This is a genomic window from Roseateles depolymerans, from assembly GCF_003387155.1.
In the GTDB taxonomy this organism is placed as follows: Bacteria; Pseudomonadota; Gammaproteobacteria; order Burkholderiales; family Burkholderiaceae_C; genus Roseateles; species Roseateles depolymerans.
In genome coordinates this window covers 87904-101247 of record NZ_QUMT01000006.1, presented here as the reverse complement: position 1 = coordinate 101247, position 13344 = coordinate 87904, and the positions used below count along the sequence as shown (strand labels likewise).

The 13344-nt window shown below is 66.0% G+C and carries 16 protein-coding genes and 1 tRNA gene; 10 read left to right on the top strand and 7 right to left on the bottom strand.

Annotated features, from left to right (window positions below; genetic code table 11):
* Positions 1-62: 62 nt before the first annotated feature.
* Positions 63-308, top strand: a complete 246-nt coding sequence (locus tag DES44_RS22465) for a YXWGXW repeat-containing protein (RefSeq protein ID WP_170156731.1) — start codon at positions 63-65, stop codon at positions 306-308.
* An 8-nt stretch (positions 309-316) separates the two neighbouring features.
* On the opposite strand, the gene DES44_RS22460 is transcribed toward DES44_RS22465, so the two are convergent.
* From DES44_RS22460 to DES44_RS22450, 3 genes are all read right to left on the bottom strand, one after another.
* Complete coding sequence (locus tag DES44_RS22460; RefSeq protein WP_058934423.1) at positions 317-919, bottom strand: 2-hydroxychromene-2-carboxylate isomerase; 603 nt, start codon at positions 917-919, stop codon at positions 317-319.
* A 207-nt stretch (positions 920-1126) separates the two neighbouring features.
* Entirely contained in the window at positions 1127-2512 is a 1386-nt protein-coding gene (locus tag DES44_RS22455; RefSeq protein ID WP_083525443.1) for a sensor histidine kinase, read from the bottom strand.
* The gene (locus tag DES44_RS22450; protein ID WP_058934425.1) at positions 2493-3185 is read right to left on the bottom strand and encodes a response regulator transcription factor; all 693 of its coding nucleotides are present in this window, start codon (positions 3183-3185) and stop codon (positions 2493-2495) included. Before DES44_RS22450 ends, DES44_RS22455 begins: the two co-directional genes overlap by 20 nt.
* Before the next feature lie 260 nt (positions 3186-3445).
* Here DES44_RS22450 and DES44_RS22445 point away from each other — a divergent pair, with 260 nt between their 5' ends.
* The 3 genes from DES44_RS22445 to DES44_RS22435 all read left to right on the top strand — a co-directional run bounded on the left by DES44_RS22445 (position 3446) and on the right by DES44_RS22435 (position 5115).
* Positions 3446-3778: a hypothetical protein gene (locus DES44_RS22445; protein ID WP_147307190.1), complete on the top strand. Its 333-nt coding sequence runs from the start codon at positions 3446-3448 to the stop codon at positions 3776-3778.
* A 63-nt stretch (positions 3779-3841) separates the two neighbouring features.
* A complete protein-coding gene (locus DES44_RS22440; RefSeq protein WP_058934427.1) occupies positions 3842-4237 on the top strand; it encodes a cysteine rich repeat-containing protein in 396 nt (131 codons plus the stop codon).
* Complete coding sequence (locus tag DES44_RS22435; RefSeq protein WP_058934428.1) at positions 4234-5115, top strand: sterol desaturase family protein; 882 nt, start codon at positions 4234-4236, stop codon at positions 5113-5115. The genes DES44_RS22440 and DES44_RS22435 overlap by 4 nt, the downstream gene beginning before the upstream one ends.
* A gap of 10 nt (positions 5116-5125) precedes the next feature.
* Here the strand turns inward: DES44_RS22435 and DES44_RS22430 are convergent, their stop codons facing one another.
* Entirely contained in the window at positions 5126-6268 is a 1143-nt protein-coding gene (locus DES44_RS22430) for a winged helix-turn-helix domain-containing protein (protein WP_147307189.1), read from the bottom strand.
* 125 nt (positions 6269-6393) lie between these two features.
* Between DES44_RS22430 and DES44_RS25760 the strand changes: the two genes are divergently transcribed.
* Positions 6394-6519 carry an ATP-binding protein gene (locus tag DES44_RS25760; protein WP_375137567.1) on the top strand — a complete coding sequence of 42 codons (126 nt, stop codon included), beginning with the start codon at positions 6394-6396 and terminating at the stop codon, positions 6517-6519.
* Between the two features lie 127 nt (positions 6520-6646).
* Positions 6647-7174 carry a DUF3658 domain-containing protein gene (locus DES44_RS22420; protein ID WP_058934430.1) on the top strand — a complete coding sequence of 176 codons (528 nt, stop codon included), beginning with the start codon at positions 6647-6649 and terminating at the stop codon, positions 7172-7174.
* Here DES44_RS22420 and DES44_RS25190 read toward each other — a convergent pair.
* Positions 7171-7458, bottom strand: coding sequence for a winged helix-turn-helix domain-containing protein (locus tag DES44_RS25190; RefSeq protein ID WP_058934431.1), 288 nt, complete (start codon positions 7456-7458; stop codon positions 7171-7173). The two genes, DES44_RS22420 and DES44_RS25190, sit on opposite strands and share 4 nt — an antisense overlap.
* Before the next feature lie 103 nt (positions 7459-7561).
* Here DES44_RS25190 and DES44_RS25185 point away from each other — a divergent pair, with 103 nt between their 5' ends.
* A complete protein-coding gene (locus DES44_RS25185; protein ID WP_170156730.1) occupies positions 7562-7708 on the top strand; it encodes a hypothetical protein in 147 nt (48 codons plus the stop codon).
* A 757-nt stretch (positions 7709-8465) separates the two neighbouring features.
* Here the strand turns inward: DES44_RS25185 and DES44_RS22410 are convergent.
* A tRNA-Ser gene (locus DES44_RS22410) sits at positions 8466-8555 on the bottom strand.
* A gap of 67 nt (positions 8556-8622) precedes the next feature.
* Positions 8623-9453 (bottom strand): symmetrical bis(5'-nucleosyl)-tetraphosphatase, encoded by an 831-nt coding sequence (locus DES44_RS22405; RefSeq protein ID WP_058934432.1) that lies wholly within the window; start codon positions 9451-9453, stop codon positions 8623-8625.
* A 99-nt stretch (positions 9454-9552) separates the two neighbouring features.
* Here DES44_RS22405 and DES44_RS22400 point away from each other — a divergent pair, with 99 nt between their 5' ends.
* From DES44_RS22400 to DES44_RS22390, 3 genes are all read left to right on the top strand, one after another.
* Positions 9553-10854: a hemolysin family protein gene (locus DES44_RS22400; protein WP_058934433.1), complete on the top strand. Its 1302-nt coding sequence runs from the start codon at positions 9553-9555 to the stop codon at positions 10852-10854.
* The gene (locus tag DES44_RS22395; protein ID WP_083525445.1) at positions 10851-11591 is read left to right on the top strand and encodes a SapC family protein; all 741 of its coding nucleotides are present in this window, start codon (positions 10851-10853) and stop codon (positions 11589-11591) included. Before DES44_RS22400 ends, DES44_RS22395 begins: the two co-directional genes overlap by 4 nt.
* 268 nt (positions 11592-11859) lie before the next feature.
* Positions 11860-13239: a lyase family protein gene (locus DES44_RS22390; protein ID WP_083525446.1), complete on the top strand. Its 1380-nt coding sequence runs from the start codon at positions 11860-11862 to the stop codon at positions 13237-13239.
* Positions 13240-13344 lie beyond the last annotated feature (105 nt).

Genomic DNA, 13344 nt, shown 5'->3' with positions numbered 1-13344 from the left:
GGTCATCGGGACAGCCTGCCGATGCGTTGGACTCCACAAGGCGACAGCCTTGGAGAACTGACATGCGAGCAATTCGTCTGATGGTGGGTGCGAGCGCAGCCGCGCTGCTGGCCTCGGCCCTGAGCGGGTGCATCGTGGTGCCGCCCCGGCACTATCGCGGGGGCGGCGGTTACGGCTACAGCGAGGGCTATGGGCCTGCGGTGGCAGGCCCGCCAGCGGTGGGCTATGTGTGGATCGACGGCTGCTGGGAATGGCGCGAAGGGCGCCGCACCTGGGTGGACGGCCACTGGGGACCGCCACGCCGCTGAATGGACGCTCAATAAGGCCCTTGCGCCAACCAGCGTTCCAGCTGGGGCAGCCGGTCGTTGCCCCAGAAACGCTCGCCTTCCACGATGAAGAACGGTGAGCCGAACACCCCGCGCGACTCGGCCAGGTCGATCTCGGCCTTCAGGCGGGCGCGGTTGGCGCTGTCGTTGACCAGATGCTGCAGCTCCGCCGCGTCCATCTTCTGCGCAGCACACAGGTCCTGCAGCGTCTCGAGCTGGGCAATGTTGCGGTCTTCCACGAAATAGGCCCGGTAGGCCGCTCGCGCGAAGCAGCGGCCCTGTTCCGGGTCGCGGTCATTGAACCAGTGGAAAAGGCGGGCCGCCATTTCAGTGTGCAGGCCGAGCGACGATGGCGTCTTGTAGTCCACGCCGGAAAACGCGGCCAGCCGCTCCACGTCGCGGCGGATGTAGTCACTGCGCATGACGCTGGTGGGAATGCGGATGCGTTCGAGCGACTGAAAATTCGCGTCCAAGACGATGGCATGCCAGTTCACCGATCGGCCGTGGCGCTGGGCCAGCTCATCGATGGTTTGCGAGGCGATGTAGCCGTAGGGCGAGGCGAAGTCGAAATAGAAGTCGATCGGGGCGGCCATGCGGGCTCCTGGGGTGGGGGGACTGCAGCCTCCGGGACGAAGACCACGAGCGGCGCGGATTGTAGGAGGAGGATGCCGCAGGGGCGCCGGCGGGGCATCGTCCATTGGAGGGGCCTGAAGGCGCCCGGCAATGCCCGGCAATGCCCGGCAAGGCCCGGGATTGACCGGGAACGCCCGGGAATGCCCGCCGGCGTCACGGCAACGCCACTATCGCGCCGTGTCCTCCGGGACGTCGGCCGGCCACGCCACCACCACGCGCTGGCGATCTGCTTCCCGCTCAAAGCGCAGTTGGCCCCGCATGCGCGTCACCACTTGCCGCACGATGGCCAAGCCCAGCCCACTGCCAGCCTGCGTGCGGGCACTGTCGCCACGGCGGAACGCCTCTTGAAGCGCCTCCAGCTGATGCGGGTCCAGTCCGTCACCGGCGTCTTCGACGGCCAGCCTCAGGCCGCCCTCCGCATCCCTGTCGAGGCTCACCCGCACCGGCGGCCGTCCATGCTTGAGTGCGTTGTCCACCAGATTGGCCACCAGACGTTCCACGAGCAGGCGATTGGCCCGGGGCAGCCACAAATGCGCGGGCGCTTCCAGCCGCAGTTGCTCCGGGGCCTGCTCGAAGGCCTGCACCACGGCCCGCGCTGCATCGGCCAGGTCCACCGTGTCTTGGCAGGGAAGTTCCCCGGAGCGGACAAAGTCCAGAAAGCTCTCAATCAAGCGATCCGCCTCGCCCACATTGCGGATCACGACTGCCTTGCGCCGGTCGATGCCCGGCTCGTCGGGCAGCAGTTCCGCCGCCATGCGGATGCGTCCCAGCGGGCTGCGCAGATCGTGCGAGACGCCGGCCAGCAGCAGCGCACGCTCGCGTTCATGCTGCTGCCAGCGAGCCAGCAGTTCACTGTAGGCCGCGTCGATCGCGGTCACCTCGGGAGGCGCATTGCGCAGAGGCAATGGGGGCGACGCGTCCGTCGCGCCGGGCTGCTGCGCCTGCAGCCGCTGCCGAAGCTGCACCAGCGGCTGGGCCAGTCGGCGGGCCGTCCATCCGCTCAGGCCCAGCACCAGCGCCAGGCACAACACCAGGGCCAGCAGCGCCCGTCCCGACCACTCCGGCGCCACCATGCGACCGGGCACTCCTAACCACACCGGACTGGCGGCGGGCCGCTCCACCTGCAGCCAGATGCGCGGCTCGTGGCGGCCCAGCTCCAGACGGATCTGCGAGGCCGGAACGCCGTGATTGCGCAGCACCTGGCGCAGTGCCACGAATCGCGGGGCGAAGTAGGACGTGCGGCGGGCGGAATCGGGTGGGGCGTCGCGTACCAGCACGCTCGAGAGGAGCGGCGAGGGCGATAGCGCTGAGGATGATGGCGACGATGGCGACAGCGAGCCCGACGGTGTGCCGTCCTGCGCGGTCGATAGTCCCGCCGCCTGGGCCAGTCGGGGGGCCCAGAGGTCGGCGAACAAGGTGGCCACGGTCACATTGCGCTCGACGTAGAACAGCAGTCCGATCACCACCGCCAGTCCGAGCGCCAGACCGAGCTGTGCCAGCAGCAGCCGGCGGAAGAGACTGGCGCGCCGCCAGCTAGCGGGCCACAAAGACATAACCCTCGCCACGCACCGTGTCGATCCAGTCCCGGCCTGGCGCGGCTTCCGCCAGCTTGCGGCGCAGGCGTGCGATCTGCACGTCCACCGTGCGGTCCAGCGGTCGGTAGCCACCGCTTTGCACCGCGTCGCTCAGGGCGTCCCGGTCCAGCGCCTGACCCGGCGCACGCGCCAGTGTCACGAGCAGCTTGTATTCCACGCCGGTCAGGGCCACCGACTGCGTGCCGGCCAGGACCTCGCGTTTGAGCAGGTCGATGGTCAGGCCCTCGAAACGCAACTGCGTGCTGCCTTCCGCGCGGCCCGGTGCCTGGCGGCGGAGGAGGGCGCGCACGCGGGCCACCAGTTCGCGGGGTTCGAACGGCTTGGCAAGATAGTCGTCCGCACCGATCTCCAGGCCCAGCACCCGGTCCATGGGCTCGCCGCGGGCGGTCAGCATGATCAGCCCCAGCGTGGCATGGTCCGCCCGCCAACGGCGGCACAGGTCAAAACCGTTGGCGTCCGGCAGCATCACGTCCAGCAGCACCACTTCGGGTTGCCATTGGCGCAGCGAACGTTCGCCGTCGCCGCCGGTCAGCGTGGTCAGCACTTCCCATCCTTCGCGCACCAGAAGCTCGGCCACCATGTCCGAGAGTTCGGTGTCGTCGTCAACGATCAGCACGCGGGGTTTGCTCATGTCGCGAGTCTAGAGGGGTGCTGGGTGGGTGACGGAAACATTGCAATGTTGTCGCAATTCGTCGTGTGGCGTGGGCAACGGCCGGCAGCGGACGACGTTCAATGGAGGCGACGGATGCAGCAGGCGGGAGCGTCAGGGCAGATCGGCCTTCGGGACCGGCGGCCCAGGTGCCGCGCCGTGATGCCCCCCGGCGCAGGGTGTTCTCGATCTCATCACTGGCCTCGTCCGCGATGGCCAACGAACCCAGCAAAGGACTCAACATGACCATGACCCAACTCATGACCCTGATGGCCACGACCACCGTGGTGGCGGCAACCCTGGTGATCACATCGCCGGCCGAGGCCCGCAGCCGCCAGACGACCGTGACCGGCGCGCAAGGCAAGACCCTGTCGCGCCAGGTGACGCGCGACCACGGGGACGTGTCCTCCAGCACGACCGGCCCCAATGGCAAGACGGCCAGCCGGGTGGTGGACCGCTCCCCCGAAGCAACGACCGCGACAGTGACCGGACCGAACGGACAGACGGCAACGCGCACCACGACACGCACGACGCCGCGCCCCGCGACGGCCCTTCACCGCCGCAACGAGCCTTGATGGCGCGGGGCTTCGCCTTTATCCATCCATTCGTTCATCCATCCATACTCGGAGATTCCGATCATGACCTTCATGATGATGCGCCCCTTGCTGGCGCTGACGATGGCGGCGGCGCTGTTCGCGATGTCCTGGTCCGCCCAGGCGCGGGACGCAGTGACCGGGCCGATGGGCAAGCAGGCCGCGCAGGCCTGCCGGGCCGACTACAAGAAGCTCTGCGACGGTGTGAAGCCCGGGGAAGGTCGTGGCCTGGCCTGCCTCAAGCAGCATGAGTCCGAGTTGAGTGACGGATGCAAGTCCGCGCTGAGCGAAGCGAAGGACTGTGCCGCCAAGGCCAGGGAACTGTGTGGTGCCGAAGGCGGTGACGCCGACAAGCACCGGGCATGTCTCAAGGCGCATGCGGCCGAGCTGAGCCAGTGCAAGGCGGACAAATCCGGCAAGTCGGAGACGGCCGGATCATGACTGTCGCCCACCTCGTGCTGCCGTCCGAGGCGGGTCCCTGGCTGTTGTGGTTCCTGGTGGCGGCCATCGCGCTGGCGGTGCTGGAAGGCGTCGTCATGACGCTGCTGCGAAAGGGCTATGACTGGCAGGCGTTCGCGGCCTCGATGGGGGACGTGGTGGGCCGCCGGATCGTGGACGCACTCGGACTGTCGATCACGGTGCCGGCGCTTGCCTGGGTGTATGCGCACCGCCGAGGCGACTTGGCGCTGACAACGCCGGTGGCCTTCGCGATCCTCTTCATCGGGCAGGAGTTTTGCTATTACTGGTACCACCGGGCCGCACATCGGATGGCCTGGTTCTGGGCGACGCATTGCGTCCACCATTCACCCAACCAGCTGACGCTGGGCACGGCCCTGCGCTTGGGGTGGACCGGCAAGCTCACCGGGACCGGACTGTTCTTTGCGCCGCTGGTGTGGCTGGGGTTTCCTCCGCAGGCGGTGCTGGCGGCATTGGCGACGAATCTGCTCTACCAGTTCTGGCTGCATGCAGCGTGGATCCCCAAGCTCGGGCCGCTGGAGTGGGTGTTCAACACACCCTCCCATCACCGTGTACACCACGGGTCAAATCCGGAATATCTGGACTGCAACTACGGTGGGGTGCTGATCGTCTTCGACCGGCTGTTCGGGACTTTCGTGGAGGAGCGGCCCGAAGTGTCCATTCGGTACGGACTGACCGAGCCAGTGACCACGTACAACCCGCTCAGGATTGCGACCCTGGGATGGGTGCAGTTGGGGCACAGGCTCCTGCAGGAGCCTCAGTGGGGAGAGCGGTTGAGGATGCTCGCGAGGCCGCCGGGGGAGTCCACGGGAGGGCGAGCATCCAGCGGGCTGGACGCTTGAAGGAGTGCGGTCAAGCGCGGTCTACGAACACGTAGCCGTTTCCCCGATGGGTTCCGATCCAGTCGTGGTCGGGATTCGCTTCCATCAGCTTTCTGCGTATTCGCACGATGTGCTGATCCACCGCGCGCTCGCCAAGCGCCAGTTTGCAGCCGGTTAACAGTCCTTTCAGCGCTTGACGACTCACCCCCCGTCCCGGCATTTGTGCCAGGGTGAGCAAAATGCTGTATTCCGTGTTGGTCAGGGCCACTGGGCGCGTCCCGACCAGTACTTCCTGCTTGACGAGGTCAATGGTCAGGCCATTGAACCGGAGAGAGGCCGGGCCCTGCATGGCCTGGGCACGCTGTCCTTGCATATTCGGCTGCGAGGGCATTTGCCAACCGCTCCAGGGGCCCATTGGCATGTCATCACCGAGCGAAAACAGGCCTGGCGGGGGGAGCGACACCCCCAGCGGAGAAGGGTGTGCGATGGTCCCGTCCCAATGGCCCTGATCATTGGGTCGAGCCTGGAGCGCCAACATTGCGGCTTGTGGACGACAAGGCACGGGCCGCCTGATCGTCGGGAGCGTCTCCAACCATTGCGCGAGTGCTCGGCGAAGGGGCAGGCCGGGGGGCGATGCAAGCTCACTCAGATCGCGACTGCTGAGGAACCGCCGCTCCGGATCCGCGCGCTGCAAGGTCTGCATGATCACGTCAAAGATGTCGTGCGAGCGGCAGTCATACCGACAGTAAGGCGGCAGATGCGCAGGCAATGTGGCCTGTCCGGCCCCGAGCTCAGAGGCGAGGGCGGCGTGCAACTCCCATCCCGTGTTCGTGAAGGCTGGCATTAGCAGCACGCAGTGCGCCCGCTGTGGGTCAGGCGTCTGGATGGGCTGGCCGGGTTCGCACCAGACCACCCAAGGCCAGTGGATGACGGACGGGTAGGACGACGCGGCTTCTCGCATCAGCGTCACGAGTGTCAAGGTGACATCGGGAGCGAAGCGTTGAAGCGGGTCCCGGAGTCGGTCCACGAAATCGTGGCGCTTGTCCAGACTCAGATCCGCAGCCCGGCTGACGATGGACGCGCTGAAGGGCGAACGCGGTCCAGTTTCGCGCGCCGTGTCGGCCGACGCCATCGGGTTGATCTCAAGGGAGGAGTGTGTCGGGAGCAGGTGCACGCGGATTCCTCGAGGCCGCACGTGCGACCCGAACCGCTATGTCCCGACTGGACCCGAGCAGGTTCGGTCATCCAGCCACCTGGCGGAGACGCTGGAGAAGAAGACTCACCGTCCCATAGCATCGAGTGAATCAAGTGGTCGCCACGGCCATCCTCGACCGGCTCCTACACCACAGCCATGTCATCACCATTCGCGGCGACAACTACCGGCTCAGCCTCCGGGACGAAGACCACAAGCGGCGCGGATTGTAGGAGGAGGCGGCCGCGGGCCGCTGCGACCGGCTCGCTGGATGGACAAGCGATTGCCGCGTGGTTGGAGGACGGAACACGCCAGGCGACGTGCCATCATCGGCCTCTTCACTGACACCGAGGCGAGGGAATGATGGAGTTCGACCGACCGACCGCAGGGACCCTCTGCGAGGCCTATGACCGCGCACTCAACGCGCTGGCGGAAGCAGAGTCGGTCCTCTGGACGTTGCCTGATAGCCCCGAGCGGGCAGACTACATCCGAGCGCACTCCAACGTGGTCATTGAAATTCTTTCCACGCTGAAAGGGCCCTTGGTCATACAGCATCCGGACCTCAACCCGGATCGCCCCGACGGGCCGCCGGACACGGATTTGGACGACGAGGAAGAACGATTCGCCGCGCAGCTGTCCCCGACGCAGGTCGCCGCGATCGATGATGTCCTGCTTGCTGGCTGCGGGCCTCATTTTCGGAAGGTGGCCCGTATCGTCGGTGGCGCGCTCAGCCAGCGTACGGACGATTTGGGGGACGTGCCCTTGGGGTTCTTCGCCACGCGGGTGAAAGCACTCGTTGAGGCGGGACGACTGGAGGCCCAAGGGAAGCTGGACTACATCCGCTTCAGTGAGGTGCGTCTGCCATTGGGCCGGTCGCGCACTCCTTAAGTTTCGCGGTCTACGAACATGTAACCCGAGCCCCAAATGGTTTCGATCCAGCGGTGGTTCGGATCCGCTTCGTGCAGCCTTGCGCGCATTCGCGAGACGTGCTGGTGCACCGAGCGCGGGCCCAGCTTCGGACGGAAGCGTATCAACATGTCTTTCAGCGCTTCGCCAGTCACCACCCGCCCCGCGTTTTGTGCCAGATACAGCAAAATTCTGTAATGAGTCAGGGATAGGTTGAGTGGGCGCGTCCCGACCAGGACTTCATTCTTGACGAGGTGAATGGTCATGCCGTTGAACTGAAGAGGCGGCGGGACCCCCGTGGTCTGGGCACGCTGACCTTGCACGTGCTGCTGAGAGGGCGTTGGCGGTCCGCTCCGAGCGTCTGTCGGAATGGATGGGCTGGGGGACGGCGGTGAATTCGAAGAAGTCGAAGACGCCGAAGAAGTCGAAGAAGTCGAAGAAGTCGAAGAAGTCGAAGAAGGCGGTGACGGCGACACCCGCCGCGGAGAGGCGCTTGCGGAGGCGCCACTTCCATGAGCCGCGTCATGGGCCGCAGGTGTGCGGGGCGACATCGCGGTTGGCTGCTGACCAGGCAGGGGCCGTCGGAGCAGCGGGCGCGTCTCCAACCACTGCGCCAATGCTCGCCGCAAGGGCAGACCGGGAGGCGATTCGAGGGCTGCCAGTTGGCGGTCGCTGCTTCCTTGCCGATGCCGGTCCGCGTGATGCAAGGTCTGCATGATCACGTCGAAGATGTCGTACGAGCGGCAGCGATATTGGTTGAATTGCGGCACGTGTGCAGGCAGTGAGAGGGGGCCGGTGCCGGGGTCAGCAATGAGGGCGGAATGCAGTTCCCATCCGCTGTTGCTGCTGACAGGTGCCACCAGCACGCAGTGCCCGCCGCCCTGCGCGTCATGTGGCTGGACGGTCTGGCCCGGTTCGCACCAGACCACCCACGGCCAGGGGATGGCGGGCGGCCTTGACGATGCGGCTTCTCGCATCAGCGTCAACAGGGTCAGGGTGTCCCCGGGGGCAAAGCGCCGATGCGGGTCCCGGAGTTGATTCGCAAGCGCCAGGCACGTGGCCGGGCTCAGATCCGCTTCTCGAGTCACGACGGGCGAGGCGAAGGGCGAACGCTGCACAGGTTCGAGCGCCGCCTCGGCCGACGCCATCGCGTGGATCTCAAGGGGGGACGAGGGTGTGGGGAACGGGTGCACGCGGATTCCTCGAGGCCGCACGCGCGACCGATTCCGCTATGTCCCCGGCTGGGCCCGATCAGGTTCGGTCATCCAGCAACTGGCGGAGACGGTGAGATTCGAACTCACGGAGGGGATAAGCCCTCGGCGGTTTTCAAGACCGCTGCCTTAAACCACTCGGCCACGTCTCCAGCGAATGGTGCAGGCGCGCATTGTAGGGGCAATACAGTGCGGCCAGCACCGCGCCCCCTCAAGGCGTCAATCCGCCCCTGGCTTTTTCGCCTGCGCGCAGGCCACCTGGATGATCTCCAGCGTCTTCCCGTCCGCCACCCGCGCCGCGGTGAGCTGTCCGCCCCACACGCAGCCGGTGTCCAGCGCCAGCAGGTCGTCCCGCTGCACCAGCCCCAGCGTGGACCAGTGCCCAAACGCCATCGGCTGACCCGCCGTGCGGCGACCCGGCACGTCGAACCACGGCATGTAGCCCTCCGGTGCAGTGCCCAGTCCTTCCTTCGTCTTGAAGTCCAGCTTGCCCTTGGCATTGCAGAAGCGGATACGGGTCAGCACGTTGATGATGAAGCGCAGCCGCGCCACCCCGGTCAGCCCGTCGGTCCACCGGTCCGGCTCATTGCCATACATCTGCGGCAGGAACTCCGCCAGCTCAGGCCCTCGCAGCAGCGTATGCACCTCGTCGGCCAGCGCCACCGTCTGCGCCGCATCCCACTGCGGCACCACGCCGGCATGCACCATCAGCCAGCCTTGCGCATGAATGGCCAGACGCTGCTGACGCATCCAGGCCAGCAAGGCTTCGCGGTCCGGCGCCTGAAGAATGGCATCCAGCGTGTCACTCTTGTGCGGGGCGCGCACCCCTGCGGCAGTGGCCAGCAGATGCAGGTCGTGGTTGCCCAGCAGGCACTGCGCGGAATCGCCCAGCGACTGCAGTCGGCGCAGCGTGGTGAGGGAATCCGGGCCCCGGTTCACCAGGTCGCCCAGCAGGTAGAGACGGTCCCGAGACGGGGAGAAATCAATCTTCTCCAGCAGACGGGCCAGCGCATCGCAGCAGCCCTGAAGATCGCCAATGAGGTAATGCATAGCGGGATTTTGCGGTGTCGGCCGTCATACGGGTCTGCTACCCTTGTGGGCCTTGTGTTTTGGGCGCGACTCAGGGTTTGTACCGAGTCCGCGCTATCAATGGATACTGCCCTAGTTCTCTTCCTGATTTTTATCAACGGTTTGTTCGCCATGTCGGAGATGGCCCTGACGGCCGCCCGCAAGGCGCGTCTGCAGGTGATGGTGGAAAGCGGCGAGTCCGGCGCTCAAGCCGCCATGGACCTGCATGAAAATCCCACCAAGTTCCTCTCCACCGTGCAGATCGGCATCACCTCCATCGGGGTGCTGAACGGCATCGTGGGCGAAGCCGCGTTCTCCGGCCCGCTGGCCGAGGTGCTGCGCGCGAACTTCCCCTTGAGCGAGAAAGTCGCCGACATCACCGCCACCGCCCTGGTCGTGGTGGTACTGACCTTCCTGACCATCATCTTTGGTGAACTGGTGCCCAAGCGCCTGGGCCAGATGTTCCCGGAAACCGTCGCCCGGCTGGTGGCGCCGCCGATGGAAATCATCTCCCTGGTGGCGCGCCCCTTCGTCAAGCTGCTGAGCTTTTGCACCGAATTCGCACTGAAGCTGCTGGGCCTGTCCGGCCGCGCCAATCGGTCGGTGACCGAAGAAGAGATCGCCGCCAGCCTGGAAGAAGGCCGTGATGCCGGCGTCATCGAGGAACACGAGCACCAGATGGTGCGCAACGTGTTCCGGCTGGATGAGCGCCAGATCGGCTCGATGATGATTCCCCGCGCTGAAATCGCCTGGCTGGATGTGACCGATCGCCCGGAGCAGATCCTGCCCATCCTGCGGGCCCATGGTTTCAGCCGTTATCCGGTCTGCCGCGGCGGCCTGCATGATGTGCTGGGCGTGGTGAGCGCCCAGAACCTGCTGGCCCGTCAACTGGCCGGCGAATCGATGGACCTGTCCGAGGGCCTGGACGCCCCGGTGTTCGTGCCGGAAACGCTGTCGGGCATGGAACTGCTGGCCCACATGCGGGGCACGGAGACACCGCTGGCGTTCGTGGTGGACGAGTATGGTGAAGTGCAGGGCGTGGTGGCCCTGCGCGACGTGCTCGAAGCCATTGCCGGCGAATTCAATTCGTCCGATGGGGACGACGCCTGGGCGGTGCAGCGCGAGGACGGAAGCTGGCTGATGGATGGCCTGATTCCCGTCACCGAACTGAAGGACCGCCTGGACATCAAGGAACTGCCCGAGGAGGACCGTGGGCGCTACAACACCCTGGCCGGCATGGTGATGCTGCTGCTGGGACGGTTGCCGCGCACGGCCGATGTGGTGGAGTGGAACGCGTGGAGGTTCGAGGTGGTCGACCTCGACGGCAAACGTGTGGACAAGGTGCTGGTGACAAGACTGGCCGAAGATGGAGTGAGTGAATGAGCAACCCCCCGATGTATGGCAATCTGGTCCCCCTGGACCGCACGCAGCATGCCAAGCTGAAGCTGAGCACCGACAAGTCGTCCCTGGACCGCATCCAGGGCCTGAACTCGTTGTTCCTGGCCGTGGCCGAGTTCTCCGACGCCTGCAAGGAATTCCCGGTGGTGTTCGTGCGCGTGGGTGCCGCGGCGGAAGGCCAGCGTCAGGCCATCGCCCCGCTGGCCGTGTTCGGCCTGAAGCAGGGCAGCAACCTGTTCGTCAAGGACAACCAGTGGACCGCCCGCTACCTGCCCGCCTATGTGCGTCGTTACCCCTTCGCCATGGCCCGCATGGACGACGGCGACAGCATGGTGCTGTGCGTGGACGGCGCCTGGGACGGCCTGAGCGAGGCGGCTGGCGCCCCGCTGTTCGATGACAAGGGCGAAGCTTCCGAGCTGCTGCTCAACGCCAAGAACTTCTGCGAAGAGTTCGAGCGCGAAGCCGACCGCACCCGTCAGGCCTGCGAAATCCTGCAGGACCTGAACCTGCTGCAGGACATGCGCTTCGAAGCCACGCTGCCCAATGGCGAAAAGCTGGATGTGGACGGCTTCATGACCATCAACGAAAAGGCCCTGGCTGAGCTGCCGGATGCCAAGGTGGTGGAACTGCACCGCAATGGTCTGCTGGAGCTGATCACCATGCACCGCCTGTCGCTGGGTCACATGTCCCGCCTGGCCACGCAATATCAGGCGCAGAACTGAGCGTCTGAATGAAATGACCTCCACGAATCGCGAATGCCGCGATTCGTGCGAGGTAAAACGATTGACCTTTGAATGCGGTGCTTTGCAATGGCCGCATTCAGGCTCCATCGAGATGCGGCCCGATTCGGCGGCCGCTCCCATTGATTGCCTCATTCGAATCACGCCGTCGTGCGACCTTCACCCGATTCCCGGGGGAGACGGGGTTTACATGAGGGCAATAATCCAACAAGCTCGATAGCATCGCCAGGCCCGCAAGAGGTCATTGGAAATGCTGTTTGAGGTTTTTTTATCCACCCCTGCAATGGAGGCGGTGTTTTCACCGGCAGCGGTGGTTCAGTCCATGATGGACGTGGAAGCGGCGCTGGTGCGCGCGCAGAGCAAGGCGGGCTTGATGCCGGCCTCGGCGGCTCAGGCCATCAGCAGTCTGTGCCGCGCCGAACTCTACGATGTGCCGTCCTTGCTGGCGGCCGCGCCGGCCGCTGGCAGCCTGGCCATGCCCACGGTGCAGCGCCTGCGCGAAACCGTGGCGCTGTTTGATCCCGCGGCCTCCGTCTATGTGCACCGCAATGCCTGCGCGCAGGACATTGTGGACACCGCCATGGTGCTGTGCACCCGGCAGGCCCTGCGCATCCTGGATGACGATCTGCAGGCCCTGTGTGGCCAGTTGCTCGATCTGGCGCGCCGCCACCAGGCGGTGCCGATGTTGGGCCGCACCTTGATGCAACCGGCGCAGGTCATCAGCCTGCGCTACAAGGTCATGAACTGGCTGATGCCGCTGGTGCGCAGCGCGGAGATGCTTCGCAGCCATGCACGCGAAGCGCTGCGGCTGCAACTCGGCGGCCCGGTGGGTACGCTGGAGAGCCTGGGCACGAATGCCGACCCGGTCAGCCGACTGCTGTCCGAAGACCTTGGCCTGCCCGTCTCGGAGATGTGCTGGCACACCCAGCGGGACCGCTGGATCCGCCTGGCCACCGAACTGGGCGTGCTCTGCGGCAGCATGAGCAAGCTGGCCCAGGACCTGGCGCTGCTGGCGCAGCCCGAAGTCGATGAGATCGTGGAAGCGCCCACCGACGGCCGCGGCAGTTGCATCGCCCTGCCGCACAAGCACAACCCGATCGCCGCCCAGCAGGCGCTGGCCGCCACGCTGCGGGCGCCCCACCGGGTAGCGGCGCTGATGTGCTGCATGAACCAGGCGCATGAGCGGGGCCTGGGGCAATGGCCCGCCGAACTGGCGGAATGGAGCAGCCTGATGGGGGCCACCCATGGCGCCCTGATCGCCTTGCGCCGCGCCATGGGCGCGCCGGATGTACGCACCGCGAAGATGCGAGCCAATGTGGATGCGCAGCTGGGGCTGGTCGGCAGTGAGCGGCTGGAACTGCTGCTCACGCCGCGCCTGGGCCGCCAGCGCACCGATGCCATCGTCCAGGAACTGATTCGCCGTGTGCGTCAGGGGCAGGGATCGTTGATGCAGATGGTCCGCCAGGCGCTGGAAGAGGGCGAGCTGCCTGAAACCGCCATTTCCATGCGGGAACTCTCGGACCTGTTCGACGTCGTGTCCATCGCCGCCTGGGCGGACAGCCGGGTCGAGCAGAGTCTGCAACAAGCCGGCCAACGGCTGGAACTGCTGGCGGGCCAGCCCTTCGTGTAACGAATGGAGCGCTGAGCAAGCGCTAAATCGTCCCGCGCTTCGAACGCAGACGCCCCAGAGCGGGCGTTTCGTTCATATCCCGAAAGAAGACCCCTGGCCCTAGTG